This window comes from uncultured Desulfobulbus sp. (assembly GCF_963662935.2).
Taxonomy (GTDB): domain Bacteria; phylum Desulfobacterota; class Desulfobulbia; order Desulfobulbales; family Desulfobulbaceae; genus Desulfobulbus.
In genome coordinates this window covers 23,242-41,097 of record NZ_CAXXTL010000001.1, presented here as the reverse complement: position 1 = coordinate 41,097, position 17,856 = coordinate 23,242, and the positions used below count along the sequence as shown (strand labels likewise).

Sequence of the window (17,856 nt, the reverse complement as noted above, 5' to 3'; positions counted from 1 at the left end):
CGCGTGCCGCCTTCGCATGATCCGGCAGATCCGGGCAGGATCTGTGCATATCCCCTGTCCGCCCCCACCCTCACTTCTTTGCTTTAAAGGTATGCGGCAGATGACACTGCCAGCAGGCCTTATTTTGCGGACATTTCTTCATCATGTTCTCATGACAGACGGCGCAAACTTGACGTTTGGGCGTTACCCGAAAGGTCTCAAAGGTACCGTGACACTGGTAACATTTGACCATAGCCACGCCATGACGCGAGTCGAACCATTCTTTGTGCAGATCCGGTGTGTTCTCTGCATGACACTGATCACAGGCAATATATTTTTCCTGCTCAGATAATTTCGGATGTTTTCCCTTTTTTTCAGCGGCCAGGGCCAAGGTGCAGCACCCCGCCAGCACCAGCAGGGTGAGTAGGCATCGGGACAGCAATAGTGCATTTCTCTTCACGTTGTTCCTCCTGATGGTTCGCTTGCTCTGGGCATTCCACGATAAGGACAGATATTCTCCCAAGATATTTTGCAACATCTATTCCAAAGATTAATATGCATACTTTCAGACTATTACAGAAAGAAGACTGGAAAAACGTTACCGTAGGGTAGCAATCCAAAAGGGAGTATGTTACCGTGCGGCCATACAAGGGCGTCGGCGTCTAGCCGCGCACCTCTCTCCTGGGAATTATTCCAGAGGTGACCATGACACTGAAGGGAAAATTCATCTTTGCCGTTGTTACCATCCTGACCCTGTCCTACGGACTGCTACTCATCTACACCTCCCATTTGCAGAACCGGCTGGTCATAGGACAGGCCGAGCAGCAGGCCAGGATGCTGTACAAGCAAATCCTGCTAACCAGACAGTGGGTTGCCGATCATCAGGGCTTGTTTTTAGTGCAATCGGAAACGACCCGGCCCAACGTCTATCTCAATGAGCCGGTGATGACCACGGAAACCGGCTTGATGCTGGTGAAACGCAACCCGGCCATGGTCACCCGCGAGCTTTCCGAGTACGCCGCCAGAAGTGGTCTGGGCTGGTTCCGGGTCACCAGCCTGCGGCCGGTCAATCCGGGCAACGCTCCCGATGCCTTTGAGCAGGAGAGCCTGCACAGCTTCAGCAAAGGGGAAAGCGAACATCTGGCGATCGACCGGAATAACGACGGCCGGGTTCTGCGCTATGCCGCTCCGCTGATCACGGAAACCTCTTGCCTCAGCTGCCACAGCGAACACGGCTACCATCCGGGTGACATTCGGGGAGCACTCTCCATTTCCATTCCCATTGCCTGGGCCGACGCCTTCATCGAGACAAACAATCAAACCATTTTCTTGCTTGGCCTGCTCTCCGTGCTTACTGCGGCAGCGGTGATGCTGCTGCTGTTCAACCGGCTGGTTGCCCGGCCGATGCACCAACTGGCAAAGGCCATGACTGCTTTTCCCGAACAGGCAGTTGAAGCCCTGGATCTGCCAGTGGCCAAGGATGAGATCGGCCGCCTTGGCACCAGCTTCAGAGCTCTCTGCCAACGGCTGTCCGCTTCCCAACAAGCCCTTGCCGCCGCTGGAGAGAAAGGGTTCCGTGCTGAAAAACTGGCAGCTCTTGGGCAACTGACCGCCGGTATCGCCCATGAAATCAATAACCCTCTGGCCGGCATGCTCAATTGCGTTAAATCGATGCAGGAAGAACCGGAAAATCTGGATCTGCAGAAACGGTACCTGCCCCTGCTCCACAAGGGGCTCAAGCGAATCGAGCTGACCATGCGTCAGTTGCTCAACTACGGCCGGGTCGAACCCTTGCAGATCCATCAGGTCGATATTGATATGGTCATCCTCGATTGCCTGGAACTGCTGGGTCACAGGTTGCGCGACATCGTGGTCAATCTTGACCTGCGTTTCAACAATCTCTGTTGCATCGACAGTGAAGCCATCAAGCAGATTGTGATGAACATCGCCCTCAATGCCACCCAGGCCATGCCGGACGGTGGCCACCTCAATATCGCTAGCCGGGAGGAAAATAGATTGGTGGTGCTTACCATCGAAGATACCGGGATCGGCATTGCCAGGGAGCTACTGGACCGGATTTTTGATCCCTTTTTCACCACCAAGGAAGTCGGCAAGGGGACCGGTCTGGGGCTTGCGGTCACCCTGGCCATGGTGCAACGCTTGAACGGCCAAATCGACGTCCAGAGTCAACCGGGCAAGGGCTCCACCTTCATCATCACTTTGCCAATCGACCGTCAATGTCTGAATTCCGAGAACAACAACCCATCGCTGCGAGATTGAAAACGTGAAACAAATACTGCTGGTTGAGGACGATGAAATCATGCGGATCACGGTCTATGACCGGCTGATCCGTGAGCAGTGGCAGGTCGACACAGCGGTCAACGGCCGCGAAGCTTTGGCTCGCCTCGAGCAGAAACATTATCATCTCATCCTCTCCGATATCCGCATGCCAGGCATGGGTGGCATGGAACTGCTGGAGCGCGCCCGGCGTCATTCGCCCCTGATCGACATCTTCATGATGACCGCTTACGGCTCGATTGAAGATGCCATTGCCTGCCTGCGCAATGGCGCCGCCGATTACATCCTCAAGCCCTTTGAAATGGACGATCTAATCATCCGTATCAATCGCATCTTTGAAATGCAGACCGTAAGGGCCCGCTGCGCCTCGCTTGAGGATCGCTGCCGCCAGGAACATCAGGAAATCATTGGCAACAGTGCGGCTATCCGCCAAATCTTCGCGCTGATCAACCAAATCGGACCGACAGACTCAACGGTCCTGATCAATGGTGAATCGGGTACAGGCAAGGAACTCGCGGCCAACGCCCTGCACCGGGCCAGCCCAAGAGCGGACAAACCCTACATTCGCATTAACTGCGCCGCCATTCCCGATGGCCTACTGGAATCGGAATTTTTTGGTCACGAAAAAGGGGCTTTTACCGGGGCCCATGCGAAAAGACTGGGCCGTTTTGAACTCGCGGACGGAGGCACCTTGCTGTTGGATGAAATCGGCGATCTGCCACTGGGTTTGCAGGCGAAACTGCTGCGGGTGATTGAGGAGGGTGAGTGTGAACGATTGGGGGGGACGCGAACGATCCGCGTGGATGTGCGACTGCTCTGCTCCACGGCCAAAGATCTAAAAAAGGAGGCGGCTGCGGGGCTTTTCCGCCAGGATCTGCTCTACCGGTTGAGCGTTATCCCTTTGCACCTTCCGGCCTTACGTGAACGGCTTGAGGATATTTCGCTCCTGGTCGACCATTTTCTCCATGGATTCAGCCGGAAGCGCGGCATGGTCTTGTCGTTGTCGAACGAAGCCATGCAGTGCCTGCTGCGCTATGATTTTCCCGGCAACGTGCGGGAGTTGAAAAATATTATCGAACGGGTTTCGGTGCTTTCGCCTGGCCCGGTCATTACCCAGGATGATCTGCCCTCCGACTTGCGAACTGCGCGGCAACTGGCCAACGGCTCGGCCATGCTTCTGAGCGAGGCAATGGCCACCGCCGAAAAGCAGTTTATCGTCAACGCCCTCGCTCATTCCGGAGGGAATCGGACCAGAGCAGCCGGCACCTTAGGAATCAGCCGAAAAAACCTGTGGGAGAAAATGAAACAACACCGAATCGAACTCTGACAACATCAGAGGACGCCGGTTGTTGGAGGATTTGTAGAGTGAATTTTCTATAATTCGTAGAGTCGCTCGTCGCGAAGGGGGGTGCGGCGGGAACCGGATTGCACCTTTTTCTTCATCGCCTCGAGACTGAACGGCTCTTCCCCGTCCATTAAATCGCCCATCTCCCGCTCGATCTGCTCCGGGTCATCCCCTGCTTCCATGCGGGCAATGGCCTCTTCCATCGGCGCTCCCAAGCTCAGGCCGGTCTTGTCGGCAAACTTTCTCATCAAGTTGGCCATCTGACGGGGATCGTCCTCATTGATGTGCTCAGCCTCCCGCATCAGACCGGCAAGAGCCTGTTCCATCTTCGATTCGTCAAGGCCAGCCAATGGATCGTCTCCAACTGTCTCCTTCGCCTTGCCGATGGTGGCAAAGGAGGACATCATTTTTCGCAGATGATGTTCACCACACTTGGGGCAGTCCGGGCGTTTTTCTGTATTTGGCCGACTAGAGAAAAAATTAAAGATCGTGTTGCATTTGTCGCAAAAAAATTCGTAAATTGGCATAGATGTCGAGTATTAATCTGAGTTTTTTTTACAAAATGTTCATCTCTCAGGAAAAAAATGAGAACGAAGTACTGTTGCACTTAAGAGTACAGATTGCTCAGCACCGCGTCAATATCCGCCTCTTCAACTTGATCGGTGATACGAACCTTGCCGATAATCTCAGGCAAGACGAAAAAGACACGGCCGCCAATGGTTTTTTTGTCGCTGAGGAGGTATTTACGCAGCGTTTCCCGATCAAATCCGGGAGGAATTTCGGTGGGCAAATTGTACGTTCTCAGAATCTGAACAATGCTATCAGCGACCGCATGATCGGCATAGCCACCACGAACAGCGAGTTCGGCCACAGCGCACATACCGATAGCAACGGCAAAGCCATGGATGAGTTGATAGCCGGAGGCAGCCTCCACAGCATGCCCAATGGTATGGCCAAAATTGAGTATGCGGCGCAAACCGCTTTCCCGTTCATCCTGCTCCACCACCGAGGCTTTCATCTCACAGCAACGACGAATCATCGGTACGATAACCGTAGGGTCAAGCGCCAGGATAGCCTCCCTATTTTGCCCGAGCCAGGTAAAGAAATCAGCATCTATGGAGGCTCCATATTTGATGACTTCGGCCATGCCACCGAGGAACTCCTCTTTCGGCAAAGTCTGTAACACATCGGTGTCGATGAAGACGGCACGCGGTTGATAAAATGTGCCGATCAAATTTTTCCCCTGAGGAATATCGACCCCGGTTTTACCACCCACCGAGCTGTCTACCTGGGCCAGCAGGCTGGTCGGAATCTGAACAAAAGGGATGCCGCGCATGTAGATGGAGGCTAGAAAACCGGTAATATCGCCGGTGACCCCACCGCCAAGAGCGATAAGGGCGTCTCCACGATCAAAGCCCTTTTCGGCAAGAGTACTGGCCAACTGCCCTATGGTGAGCAGGTGCTTACTGGCCTCTCCGTGCGGAAAAACAAATAAATCACAGGCAATTCCGGTAAGGTGCAAGGACTCCAGAAGCTGCGGGCCATAAAGCTCACCCACTCGGTCGTCACTGATAATACCGTAGCGTTTGGCAACCTTGGCTGTTTGTAAAGAGGAACCGACCTGCCGGATGATCCCCTTGCCGATGGTAATCGGGTAACTTCTCTCACCCAGCCCTACCTGAATCGTTTGTTCCACCATTCCCTCGCAACATGCTTTTGTTCAATTGGCATCTCTGTCCAACCTGCGTTGCACAGAGGGCCTCCAACTTCCAATAAAAAAGGAGATGTCGCACGAGGCGACATCTCCTTGATAGTACAGTTTCTCAGTAGAGCCGAGAATTACATGGCAGCGCCAGAAGCAGCACCCTGCATCTTCACTTCAACTTTCGTGGTCAGGCTAGCATAGTATGCTCTCAAGCGAACCAGAACCTCTTCGCGACCGAAATGGTCAACAACCGGCTGGCCGTCGGACAAAGCCTTACGCAGCTTGGTGCCGGAAAGGATAACGCGGTCGTCTTTGGTGTGGCAACAGGTACGCAGAGAGGCCATACCGTCGCACTTGTGGCAATAGAAGGTCCAGTCAATCTTCATCGGCTTGCAAAGCAGATCTTTGGAAGGATCACCGGTCACGGGGATGCGATCAAAAATCTGCTGTGCCTCGAATAGACCGTAGAAATCGCCAACACCAGCATGGTCACGACCGATCAGCATGTTGTTGACTCCGTAGTTCTGACGGAAGGTGGCATGAAGCAGGCCTTCGCGAGGTCCGGCATAACGCATGTCCAGCGGATAACCAGCGTTGATGACGTTTTCTTTCACGAAATAATTATCGATCAGAATCTTGATGGCTTCAACACGAACATCGGCTGGGATGTCGCCGGGCTTGAGGTTACCGATCAGGCTGTGGATGATAACACCGTCACATACTTCGACTGCAATCTTGGCCAAATACTCATGGGAGCGGTGCATCGGGTTACGCAGCTGCAGAGCGGCAACGTTGGCCCAACCACGCTCGTCGAACATGGCGCGGGTCTCAGCAGGTTTCAGGTAAACACCTGGGTACTCTTTTTTGTACTCGCCTTCAGAGAGAACTTTAACCGGTCCGGCCAAGTTGAATTCGCCCTGAGCAAAAACCATGATAACGCCGGGATGATCTTTCGGTGCGATTTCCCAGAACTTGTCACCTACAGACTCCTCGCCCTCGCCCTTGAATACTTTCTCGCATTCCCAGCGTTTGTCGGCTTCGGTCATCTCGAATTTCTCGGTGACCTTCATGGTGGCGTAGGTCTCGCCTTTATTGACCAGAGCAATCTCATCGCCTACTTTAACATCAGCGGCAACGGCAGCTTTAACGTCCAGGGTAATCGGTACCGGCCAGAAGGTGCCATCAGCCATCTGGAAGCTCTCACAAACGCCCTTCCAATCAGCTTTGGTCATGAAACCGGACAGCGGAGAAAAACCGCCAATGCCCATCATGATGAGGTCGCCTTTAGCGCGATCGGAAACTTCAACCTGCTTCAAGCCTTTGGCTTTTTTCAACTCTGCTTCACATGCGGCACCCTCAAGCAAGGCGCAAACAAGACCTTTTCCACCGTGGGGTGCTACCAATTTTGAGCTCATAATTTTTTTCCCTCTCTGGTTGTATTCTTGTGAGAACATTTAACCTGCATAAATTCCGACTAGATGTGCCGGATTCGGTCCTACGCGAAAAAACTGAACCAGCATTCAGTCATGGCAGATATTTATATAGAAGTACAGCGGAAGTCAAGAAAAAAAACTCATAGGAATGATCAGGGAAAGTGATGGAACCCTTCGCCTAAATCGATTTGAAAAAGTCACCCGGTCAATATGTTGACCGGGTGACTGATCTTTTTAGAAAGCAAGAGAATCTATCAATTCTTCCAGACCCCATCCACTTTCCGAACGGAAGGCTCTTTTTTCGTTTCTACTGTTCGGGAAGATGTCGACAACTCAGTCGGTTCGGGTCGGTCGCCCTTACCTTCAAGTAAATAGACTCTCGTGCCATCCTCCTCCCGGATAAAAGCCACGTACTGCCCTGGCTTCAAGGATGACCGTTCCTTGGCTAATCCTTTGTGATCAAAAACTTTCAGAGAAGAGAGGGAATGGGACATATCATCGATTACAACCCCCTGCTCGGAAACGGCGTCGACCCATCCTTTAGTCATCTGAAACTCGATTTCATGTTGCAAATCTGAAGGCATTGCATCCTCGGCGGCCGCTATCCGCAACTGCCAAGACACGGCCAGTAGAAATCCGGCTGCCACGCAGGCCGCACACAACTGAAAACTAATTTTTCTCATACTGCCTCCTTATCTTTCTCCACCAATTTCACATCTATTCGATCTGTTGCCAGAAAGACATGCCTCGTTTTTCAGCCTTTTCATCGACGACTATGATAGACCCCTGAGAGGTGCTGAAATATTTTTTCTCTTGGCCGTTATTACCCAAAGAATCTTGCCCGAGAATAGCGGGATTATATAGTCTCCCGTCGTAGGCGATATCGCCAGGGATGCCGGCTATCACATCGTTTGAGTCAATAACACCATCATTATTGGCGTCATAAGGCGCCTGGATATTGACATAATCATCTGCATTCACCTTACCGTCGCCATTGAGATCGAATGCGGGCGAATACAACATTCCTCCGGTTTGGGCGTTACGTTCGTTCAAGAAAGAGTATGCACCGGCATTGCAACGGGAGCCGGTCACTCCAAAAGATATGAGGATTGCTCTGCCATCACGGATGATGGTATCGTTGACCACCCGCTCGCCTAAAATTCTCTCGCCAGTTTCATCGACCACGCCGTCCTTGTCGTTATCCTGTTTATCCTTGAGGAAATCGATCTTCCCTGGCAGGTCGAAAACCCAACCAACATTTCCCTTCGGCACAACATCCTTCGAATTAACCACGCCATCCTTATTGATATCCTTGTTAAAGTATCTATGCCCGGATTCAAGCTCAGTGGTTTTCTGAGTCGACCAATCACCGGGGTAGTTTGACGGAATACGATAGTACGAATAGGTATCCAAAACACCGTCGCCATCGATATCCTCGCCAGCGTCCAGGATACTATCTTTGTCGGTATCCTCAGTCAGCACCCCTTCGACCCAGGCCACCTGCCTGAGCAGAGTGTGGACAGTGGTGCCATAGATATCAACTTCGGGCCAGTTCGACAAAGTCGCAGTTTTGGGAGTGACACTGCCGACATCGACCCGTACTCCTTGATAGCCATCATCCAGTGCATCCGGAGCCCAATCCCAGATTCCATAAAGCGATTGCACATCCATGGAAGCAAGATCAGGTTCCCCCAAGTACTTACCGGTACCAAAAATTACCATATACCCGACTTTGCTCTGGTGTCGCATGATATCGGGTGCGGCAGTGATAGGCTGATTGGCCAGACCGGCAAAGAGTGGTTTGGGAATCATGCCGGCAACCGTATCCTGACAATGGTTCGTTGCATTGGCGTTGTCGCAATAAGCGACCTGCCATTTGGTGTGATCAGTGCTGGTCAAATCAAATTTCCACATATTACCGAGCAGATCACCTGCATACACGTAATCGGTTCTCAGGTCGTTATTGACATCGATGGCATTAGGCGTTGATAGTCCATTGAACGGTCCGACATGAGTATCAATTTTTTTCAACACTGTCCCGTCGGCCGGATTAAGAATATAAAAACTAGCCGTGCCATCCTCGCTGCCGTAGCCGTTGCCGAAGATGACCACCCAACCCTTCAAGTCTCCCGTACCTATTGACAGGTCGTTGGTCTCGACAAAAAAAGCTTTGCTGTAAGAGTATCCCATACCGGTATCGCTGGTTGATTTAGTAATGAGGATATTCTTGCCGTTCCCGTAACCGGTTACCAAACTACCGGCTTCCACCTCGATGAAGGCACCAGCAGCATCCACCCTTTTTATTTTATAGAGTTTGTCATTGGTTCCGCTGATCAGCCCATTGTTAAAATTAGCGCCGACAACGGCGATGGTCCTCCCGACAACAAACTGATTGGCGGCAGTAAACCGTTTGAGGCTATCGGAAATCCTGTCATCTCCACCTGTGCCTGTACCGCTGGAAAAGCTGAAGGTCGTTCCGGAAAGCAAGGTTGCCGGAGGCGCTGGATACTCCCACTTCACACGGGAAGCTAAATCGCCCTCACTGGTGATTGCGGTCTTCGCATTGGTGATATCGAGGCAATAATACCCCTTGCCGCCCTTGCCTAATCCGCCGACGAGCATCGTGGTCGCACCCATTTTGTGGGTATCCGGTGTATTGTCGACATAAAATTTATGACTATACACAGGGTCAGCCAATTCTCGCAGGTCGCGATACACAAGGTTTGGCACATAGGCAAACAGCTCCTCGCCGCCTCCCGTATCGGTCGCCTGGAAAGCATGAAGCATACCGTCATTCCCGCCGACATAGAGAACATCGTCTTGGAACCGAGCCAGAGAATGGATGAAATCTCCCAGAGGGTGCGCCGCATCGCGCACTCTGAATTCTCCTAAAGTGCCGGTGGTTTCGTTAGTTTTATCTCCACGGAGATAATTTACCACATGCTCCCCTGTCATCCCGCTAGTTGTCGAGGCTATGAAATAGGGCGCCACCTGTTGCTGTTGAAGTGGGGTTAAATTCGACCAGCGAAACGGAATGCCAGTAGTTCCATTGTATGAGGCTATTATCCTGCTGACATGACCGGAACCGGTCGTTGTCAATCTGGTCGCCATCTTGGCTTCAGCAGACCAGACAGGGGCGCTGCTGACAACATCTCCCGTTGTTGTGTCAATCCGATACGCTTTCAAATCTCCATGCCAGTTTCCACTGTTATAGGTGGTCTGGAACATTCGGGTCTGTCCGCTGACCGATTCATACATCTCATCGCCATTCACAGAGACCGATGAACCAGATCCCACACGAGTGCCGATATCATTCATGATATCGAGCAGTGAGTCGACAAGCTGGTCGGGCCGCGATGCACTCATGAATTTGCCCCGGCCATTGACCGCCGTATGCCAGAGATCATCGACCTTATGCAAATCATTTGTTGTCGGGTTGGGCCAGGTGGGATAGATGCCTTTGTTGAAGTCATAGTCGGCGGGATTCAGTGATCCAATCACGCCGAATGCCACGGTATAGGTGACCATGTGCTGATTATTATAAATACCATCAGGCACCAAATCGTCCATCGTGGAGAGATCCGTATCGAAATAGTACGAGGCTACGTCAGCCAGGGTGTTCGAGTAGGTATCCGCATAGGGAATGCCTTTGCCACTATCCACATTGCCCACGCCCGGGCTGCCTCCATTCCAATACCCATCGGTCATGACAATCGTGAAGACTTGCTTGCACTCGTCACCATCCTCTCTGGCATGGTAAGGCGAGGTTCCTATCCCACCGTTGCTCGCGTCTGTATCGTCATAATACCGACCTACAGCCTGCAGCCCAAGCTGTAGAGGGGTGCCGTATGCCTGCACTTGAAATCCATAGAGCAATTGCAGCAGCCGGTTGGTTTGATCGGCAACCCCGGCAACATTTACCGGCAGTACCGCCTGACTGATTCCGTAACCGCCTGCTTCGTAACCGCCACTATTGTAGTTGATCGTTCTGATGCCGATTTCCACCTCTTCCATTCGGTCGATAACCTGCGCCACTGCACCGGTCGCTGCCAATGTCCGTTTCCGGTAATAGGAGAACCAATCCGCCCAGTTTTGCCGTTCTTTTGTCCAGGCATCTGGGTCTGCGGGTGGCACAAAGGTTTTGACCGTTGCCGGCAGGGACGCTGCAGGGACGCGCAACAAATTGGTTCCGCTCACGACCAGTGTGTTATTGATCACTTTGAAATATTCGATCGGATTGGTCAGGTTCACCAGATAGATGTCTTCAAGTACCGTCTCCCCTTCATCGATTTGTTTATTCCCGTTGGCATCTGTGAAATCGATAATGCCGTTGCCGTTGGTATCGCTCCAAGTGTAGTAATGGGCGTTGATGATGGAGATATTGGCATCTTTGGGGTTAATCCGGACGGCGTCCGCGCAGCTAAGGTTTGCGTTTGTCCCTGGAGAGACTAACCGAACCGTAACGGTTTCTCCGGCCACAAAATTGAATTCCCCAAGCTTGTTCCATTGGCCGCCATTATTTTGTTGGTTAACATTCATTGTGGTGCCACTGGAACCACAGTTGGTACAGGAGACTGTGTAAGGCACAGCCGTGCTGCGACTGGTTGCAGCCGCCCACCAGGCAAAAACCTCGTGTTGTTTAGTCTCGACCGGGGTAAAGGTCCATGTGGCTGTGTCGGGCGTCGTCGCCCCGGCAGCTCTAACCAGAGCGTTCGTTCCGTATCGACCGGTGGGGGTGGCGACGTTCCAATCTCCACTTCTGGCAAAAGCGGTATCAGTGTTGTCGACAATGATCCTCTTGGTTATTTCCTCGAACTGGAGAAAGACATCATCCATGGGAAAATTATGATTATTGTCAGTTGCATTATTGCAATTCGAAAGATCACCGGCAAGGCCTTTTGCCAGATTGAGAGCATCGGTGCAATCCTGGCTGTACCATGGATGCAGACGAGGCCGGTAGGTATTGGCATGGGCGAGGCCGTCCGCAGCCACCGCCGGAAGTTGCGAACTTGGAGTCCCGGTGAACGTCGGCCAAGGCACATACACTACCTCGGGGTTATAAAACATTTTGTTCATGCCGGCCCATTGGGATTTCCAATATTGCTGTTCGTTATGGGCTTCTAGGCTGTTATCAGTATATACACGCGCCCTGCTGACGTTTGGATACGAATAGACATAGTAATCGCCCCTAAAGAGTCCGTCGCCCGTTGACGCGGGGGTGATGACTTCCCAGTCCATACTGCCCGAATCGTCCAACACAAACATCAGAGATGCCGGTTTTGGGCGCAGCTTGGCATCAAGCGGCACATCGGAAATTGGGCTAGTGTCGTAGTCCTGCACTTCAAGACGATGGTTGGCAACTATATTGGTAAAGCGCACCTCCATGGAGGTGGCCGCATTATTGATTAGGGTAAAGGAAGCATACGGTACCGTCGCTCCAGAAGCTGGTATCGGATAGGTAACATTATCAACTAAAATACCATAAACCGCATGAGCTGCATCATTCAGTCTCACAAAGAAGGAACCGCTCGTGCCGTATGCAACGGTTTGGGCCGTCGCTTTCGTTAAGAAGGTCGCCTCTTTAAATATTGTATTGAAACGGGAAACAGGCTCGAGAATGAAGTTATTGATGCCAAACGTCACTTCATAGGTGGAATCTTTGTCAATAATATCTTCAAAGGAATACGTCTCCGGATGGCCGACGGAAACACCATTCACCTTCACGTCAGAAATATAAAAACCAGCAGCAGGGACCGCCTTCACCGCCAACGATCCGTGGGCTTTGACCTCTTTGGAATCCGATGTGCCGGCGTTTACATTGCCGGAACTGGTTTCCACGTGACCGTTAGCGCCGACGGTTAAATCGACGTACGATGTAAAAAGGGCCTCAATCGTGTGGTTTTCCGTGATATTGGTAAAAGTATGGGGATAGGTATCCTGACCGGCGGCTCCAGCAACAACAACCCCATCAACGATCAGATCCGAAATATGGTGCTTCTTCCCATTATGTGTCAAACCGTTTGGGCAAGGATCGGTCGCCGTTGCAACAAATATCTGATTGCTCCCGTATGGAACTCCCAGCAGATTATTCACATCTCCTACAGGGTTGATAGTCCCAAACACTGACTCTTCCAGAACAGTAATCTGCTGGGAAAAAGCGACCTCTACGGTTTGATTGGCTGTAATGGCAGAACTAAAGGTATAGGAAATGGTTGTTGAATTAACAGGGACGGTGACGTCCGTCCCATTCACCTTCAGCCAGGTTATGGTGTATCCTGCATCCGCAGTGGCGGTATACACTTGACCCGACGTGTTGCAGCTAACAGTCTGGGTGGGGCTCAATGTCCCATGCCCACCAAGAACCGTCGCCGTGATCGTATATTGGTTAATGGCGAAATCAGCATTGATGGTTTTGTTTTCCGTTACCGGGGCAAAGGTATAGGGATAGGTTGTTGTTCCAACCGCACCCGGGATGTCTACCCCGTTGACCTGTACGCCACCAATATGGTAGCAGGTATCTGTAGAAGCGATGGTAAACACAGGTTGGTCACCTTGGGTAACGATGACGGACGCATTCGGGGGAGCAGTAGCTCCAAGACCGAAGGTTGTGCTGACCGAACCCTGCGCACCGGAGGTCAGGGTTATTTCGTAATCGTCATTGAGGATCGTCTCCGTCCCACTGCCACCCACAGTGGCATTCGAACTCGGATTGCTCAGGCTTAGCGTAAATGCCTCATCCGCTTCCACTATTACGTCGGGAAGTATCGGTACGCTGATTGTTGTCGTTGTGCCGTTGGTGATAGAACCGCTCCCCGTGGTCGCTGTGTAATCACTGCCTGAAGTCGCCGTACCATTGCTCGTTCCATAGTCAAACGTCACCGTTGCACCTGGCGCAATCACCAGGTCTGAGGTCACGGTAAAACTGGCCGTGCCCACCGACTCGGATACACTCTTGCTCTCAACCGTCAAGACCGCCGCGTCATCGTTTGTTATCGTCTCCGTCCCACCGCCACCCACGGTGGCATTCGAACTCGGATTGCTCAGGCTTAGCGTAAATGCCTCATCCGCTTCCACTATTACGTCGGGAAGTATCGGTACGCTGATTGTTGTCGTTGTGCCGTTGGTGATAGAACCGCTCCCCGTGGTCGCTGTGTAATCACTGCCTGAAGTCGCCGTACCATTGCTCGTTCCATAGTCAAACGTCACCGTTGCACCTGGCGCAATCACCAGGTCTGAGGTCACGGTAAAACTGGCCGTGCCCACCGACTCGGATACACTCTTGCTCTCAACCGTCAAGACCGCCGCGTCATCGTTTGTTATCGTCTCCGTCCCACTGCCACCCACGGTGGCATTCGAACTCGGATTGCTCAGGCTTAGCGTAAATGCCTCATCCGCTTCCACTATTACGTCGGGAAGTATCGGTACGCTGATTGTTGTCGTTGTGCCGTTGGTGATAGAACCGCTCCCCGTGGTCGCTGTGTAATCACTGCCTGAAGTCGCCGTACCATTGCTCGTTCCATAGTCAAACGTCACCGTTGCACCTGGCGCAATCACCAGGTCTGAGGTCACGGTAAAACTGGCCGTGCCCACCGACTCGGATACACTCTTGCTCTCAACCGTCAAGACCGCCGCGTCATCGTTTGTTATCGTCTCCGTCCCACTGCCACCCACGGTGGCATTCGAACTCGGATTGCTCAGGCTTAGCGTAAATGCCTCATCCGCTTCCACTATTACGTCGGGAAGTATCGGTACGCTGATTGTTGTCGTCGTTCCGTTGGTGATAGAACCGCTCCCGGTGGTCGCCGTGTAATCACTGCCTGACGTCGCCGTACCATTGCTCGTTCCATAGTCAAACGTCACCGTTGCACCCGGCGCAATCACCAGGTCTGAGGTCACTATAAAACTGGCCGTGCCTACCGACTCGGACACACTCTTGCTCTCAACCGTCAAGACCGCCGCGTCATCGTTTGTTATCGTCTCCGTCCCGCTGCCACCCACAGTGGCATTCGAGCTCGGATTGCTCAGGCTTAGGGTAAAGGTCTCATCTGCTTCCACTACTGCATCGGGGAGTATCGGCACACTGATTGTCGTCGTTGTGCCGTTGGTGATAGAACCGCTCCCGGTGGTCGCCGTGTAATCACTGCCTGACGTCGCCGTACCATTGCTCGTTCCATAGTCAAACGTCACCGTTGCACCCGGCGCAATCACCAGGTCTGAGGTCACGGTAAAACTGGCCGTGCCTACCGACTCGGACACACTCTTGCTCTCAACCGTCAAGACCGCAGCGTCATCGTTTTTTATCGTCTCCGTCCCACTGCCACCCACGGTGGCATTCGAACTCGGATTGCTCAGGCTTAGCGTAAATGCCTCATCCGCTTCCACTATTACGTCGGGGAGTATCGGCACACTGATTGTTGTCGTTGTGCCGTTGGTGATAGAACCGCTCCCGGTGGTCGCTGTGTAATCACTGCCTGAAGTCGCCGTACCATTGCTCGTCCCGTAGTCAAACGTCACCGTTGCACCTGGTGCGATCACCAGGTCTGAGGTCACGATAAAACTGGCCGTGCCTACCGACTCGGACACACTCTTGCTCTCAACCGTCAATACCGCAGCGTCGGTATTGACAATGGTGACAGTTTCTGTAACGGTTCCACCTGATATTGTGCCGCTCCCCATCCCATACCTGGGGTTTTCGAGTACGATGTCAACCGTTTCATCCCCCTCCACCAAGCTATCCGCAATGGAGGTGAGATAAATCTTTTTCTCGATCTCCCCAACTGAAAATGACAGCGTCCCAGAGTTATTTGTATAATCAGCAGGGGAAACGGCACTTCCAGCCGCCAGCCGCCAGTCAACCAGCACCGTGTCGCCAGCCTGAACAGCTTGATTTAAGGTGACGGTTACAACCTCGGCTGAAGCAGTACCTTCGTTGATGGAAGCCACACTGCTCACCGCGATGCCATAATCTGCGGCTTCGACCAAGGGCGTCCAAACGGCTATTGCACCGAGAAGAAGGACCAACGTGCAGAGAAAACGAGACGTGAACCTAGCTACTTTCATAAAAACACCTATCTCTTGATTATCCTGACAATTAATGATCGATTCTTCTCTTGTAGCCTATTTTTATCATTGCCTTACCACCGAGCTCTTCGTCCAGGCCAAACATGTTGTATCGATATAATCGACTTTTTGCTGTGGTAAGACTAAGTGAGTCGCCGATGGCTATGGGGAGCATCATACCAGAACGAAAAACCTCGGTGCCCTGCTTGGACGGCTCAAACTGAGCGGTGGCCAATTCCTCGCCAGCATCAAATTTTTTATTCCCGTTGCTATCAGTATAAATGTCATTTTTATCTACAACACCGTCGCCATTGACATCAAGTACATCCATAATATCAGCAACTTCATCACTGTCGGAATCCGTCAACAAATCTTTGTTGTCGGATGTCCCGCTAAGTCTTTTTGGAACTAAAGCTTCCATCTCATCGTTCTTCTTGCTGGCAAGCTTCTGCAAACCCTCGAGTGCGGCCGATTCCGCTTGAGCAAAATTCTGTTCAAATACTGCTTCGTTACGCACCATGGCCTTCTCATTGACCGTGGTATCGGTTGCGGTCAGAGCAACAAAGGTCAAGAGCATGAGGATAAGAAGCGCGGTCACGATTGCTGTGCCATTCTCATTTCCGAGCAACCGGGATGATGGCATCCATTGCATACGAGTAAGCATAAAAGGCTCTCTGGTCTAAATTGCTGATAGAGTTCGGATAAAGGTGAGAGACGAAACATTACGGCCATTTGACTGAATGGTTACATCGACCTTCTTGGTGTCCGGTACGTTAGCCGTGTTATCGCTCACGATCCACCTCAATGAATAGACCGTTTTTCCACCTACTTGTATGTTTTCGGTATGTGGATTGCCAGCCACACTTAAGGCTGCATCGGTATAGGGCAAACTCCTTAACCGCTCCACTCTATCCATGGCCCAGGTAGAGCCCTGGGTCTGACGCCTTGAGCTGTTATTGAAGGTCATGTCCTGAGTTTGCAGGGCCACAATGGACATGATCCCGATGCCGAGGATTACCATGGCCATCAAAACTTCGATCAGCGTAAAACCTTGCTGGGATCGCATTTTAGAGAAAGGGTTCTGCATGTTTCTGTATCCTTAGAGATCGTTAAGAAAAAAAGGATTGCTCAACCGTTCCTGATCAACACCCGGAAATCCATTTCCTGGGTTTGAGCCTCGACGCTGCTGACCTTGGTTGGGGATTCAACCTGAGCCCGGATGAAGACTCGTACGGTATCAATCTCCTCCATGTCTCCCTTGGTCGTGAGTTGTGCGTCTGTTAATCCATTGCCGTTCCTATCAAAATAAAAAAGTCGAAATTCGGTTACATTTGAAATGACCGGCTGGCCGCCACCAAGTGCTCCGGTGTCTCGCCTCAGGCATCCCGGATTGTTGACACCGGCAGCCATTACTGCCCCTGCAGCACCAGTGCAGTTGTCATTTGTCCGATAATAGCGGATATTTTCATTGGCATCGTTAGCATCGCCATCCGGTTCGGCTATACCGTCGCCATCCCCATTGTCGATATCTCGTGTAAAATGTATGATGCTTTTGGCGCCGAGAGGGGGAGGAGGGACCACTTGAAACCCCATGGTCACCTGGGGGTTATTGGGATTACAACCCGCTTCCCTGAGTTCCTGAACCATCATTTGCTTCACGGCCCGCAAATCTTGGGAGAGATCAACCATCATCTCCTGGGCGGTATGATAACGCCCGGTACTGGTGAACATTTGCACCACGCCGGTAAGAACCACCCCAAAAATCACCATGGCGATCATGAGTTCCACCAGAGTGAAGCCAGCTTGTTTTGTTGAAGTTTTCATTTCCACTCCACCCTGACCCTTCCGGTTATGTTGGTGGCAATATCAGCTTCGGCGGCTGTCCTCGGGTGCTTGACCGTAACGGTTGCCAATGTTGTTGCGACGCCCTTGGGAGAAAAGATAGGATTGCCGGTCGAGGTCACGTCACCGGCACCTAGATGGTAATCTGTTAAGGAGACTATGGTGACGCGACGATTGGCAGCCTCGAATGCAGC

Annotated in this window: 11 protein-coding genes; 2 read left to right on the top strand and 9 right to left on the bottom strand. The window is 52.0% G+C overall.

All coding sequences use genetic code 11. The features are described 5' to 3' along the window. Positions 1–70 precede the first annotated feature (70 nt). Positions 71–439 carry a multiheme C-type cytochrome gene (locus tag ACHZCX_RS00170; RefSeq protein ID WP_319585235.1) on the bottom strand — a complete coding sequence of 123 codons (369 nt, stop codon included), beginning with the start codon at positions 437–439 and terminating at the stop codon, positions 71–73. 245 nt (positions 440–684) lie between these two features. Here ACHZCX_RS00170 and ACHZCX_RS00165 point away from each other — a divergent pair, with 245 nt between their 5' ends. Both ACHZCX_RS00165 and ACHZCX_RS00160 read left to right on the top strand, forming a co-directional pair. After that, a complete protein-coding gene (locus ACHZCX_RS00165; RefSeq protein WP_319585234.1) occupies positions 685–2,259 on the top strand; it encodes an ATP-binding protein in 1,575 nt (524 codons plus the stop codon). A 4-nt stretch (positions 2,260–2,263) separates the two neighbouring features. Then, on the top strand, positions 2,264–3,604 hold the full coding sequence (locus ACHZCX_RS00160; protein ID WP_319585233.1) for a sigma-54 dependent transcriptional regulator: 1,341 nt from the start codon (positions 2,264–2,266) through the stop codon (positions 3,602–3,604). 47 nt (positions 3,605–3,651) lie between these two features. Here ACHZCX_RS00160 and ACHZCX_RS00155 read toward each other — a convergent pair whose 3' ends face one another. The 8 genes from ACHZCX_RS00155 to ACHZCX_RS00120 form a co-directional block, all read right to left on the bottom strand. Then, positions 3,652–4,149, bottom strand: a complete 498-nt coding sequence (locus tag ACHZCX_RS00155; protein ID WP_319585232.1) for a zinc ribbon domain-containing protein — start codon at positions 4,147–4,149, stop codon at positions 3,652–3,654. Positions 4,150–4,229: 80 nt separating this feature from the next. Further along, positions 4,230–5,321, bottom strand: a complete 1,092-nt coding sequence (gene aroB / locus ACHZCX_RS00150) for a 3-dehydroquinate synthase (protein ID WP_319585231.1) — start codon at positions 5,319–5,321, stop codon at positions 4,230–4,232. A 140-nt stretch (positions 5,322–5,461) separates the two neighbouring features. Continuing rightward, positions 5,462–6,742 carry a sulfate adenylyltransferase gene (sat, locus tag ACHZCX_RS00145; protein WP_394708749.1) on the bottom strand — a complete coding sequence of 427 codons (1,281 nt, stop codon included), beginning with the start codon at positions 6,740–6,742 and terminating at the stop codon, positions 5,462–5,464. Positions 6,743–7,014: 272 nt separating this feature from the next. Beyond that, positions 7,015–7,443 (bottom strand): hypothetical protein, encoded by a 429-nt coding sequence (locus ACHZCX_RS00140; RefSeq protein ID WP_319585229.1) that lies wholly within the window; start codon positions 7,441–7,443, stop codon positions 7,015–7,017. Between the two features lie 34 nt (positions 7,444–7,477). Further along, positions 7,478–15,742, bottom strand: a complete 8,265-nt coding sequence (locus ACHZCX_RS00135; protein WP_319585228.1) for a PilC/PilY family type IV pilus protein — start codon at positions 15,740–15,742, stop codon at positions 7,478–7,480. A 109-nt stretch (positions 15,743–15,851) separates the two neighbouring features. Beyond that, positions 15,852–16,484, bottom strand: coding sequence for a pilus assembly PilX N-terminal domain-containing protein (locus tag ACHZCX_RS00130; protein ID WP_319585227.1), 633 nt, complete (start codon positions 16,482–16,484; stop codon positions 15,852–15,854). A gap of 15 nt (positions 16,485–16,499) precedes the next feature. After that, positions 16,500–16,907 (bottom strand): type IV pilus modification protein PilV, encoded by a 408-nt coding sequence (gene pilV / locus ACHZCX_RS00125; RefSeq protein ID WP_319585226.1) that lies wholly within the window; start codon positions 16,905–16,907, stop codon positions 16,500–16,502. A gap of 41 nt (positions 16,908–16,948) precedes the next feature. Beyond that, positions 16,949–17,644, bottom strand: a complete 696-nt coding sequence (locus tag ACHZCX_RS00120) for a prepilin-type N-terminal cleavage/methylation domain-containing protein (protein ID WP_319585225.1) — start codon at positions 17,642–17,644, stop codon at positions 16,949–16,951. Positions 17,645–17,856 lie beyond the last annotated feature (212 nt).

Bases quoted from the DNA above. Each gene is read 5' to 3' on its own strand.
- ACHZCX_RS00165 (WP_319585234.1), top strand. From the start codon at position 685: ATGACACTGAAGGGAAAATTCATCTTTGCCGTTGTTACCATCCTGACC.
- ACHZCX_RS00155 (WP_319585232.1), bottom strand. From the start codon at position 4,149: ATGCCAATTTACGAATTTTTTTGCGACAAATGCAACACGATCTTTAAT.
- aroB (WP_319585231.1), bottom strand. From the start codon at position 5,321: ATGGTGGAACAAACGATTCAGGTAGGGCTGGGTGAGAGAAGTTACCCG.
- sat (WP_394708749.1), bottom strand. From the start codon at position 6,742: ATGAGCTCAAAATTGGTAGCACCCCACGGTGGAAAAGGTCTTGTTTGC.
- ACHZCX_RS00140 (WP_319585229.1), bottom strand. From the start codon at position 7,443: ATGAGAAAAATTAGTTTTCAGTTGTGTGCGGCCTGCGTGGCAGCCGGA.
- ACHZCX_RS00130 (WP_319585227.1), bottom strand. From the start codon at position 16,484: ATGCTTACTCGTATGCAATGGATGCCATCATCCCGGTTGCTCGGAAAT.
- pilV (WP_319585226.1), bottom strand. From the start codon at position 16,907: ATGCAGAACCCTTTCTCTAAAATGCGATCCCAGCAAGGTTTTACGCTG.
- ACHZCX_RS00120 (WP_319585225.1), bottom strand. From the start codon at position 17,644: ATGAAAACTTCAACAAAACAAGCTGGCTTCACTCTGGTGGAACTCATG.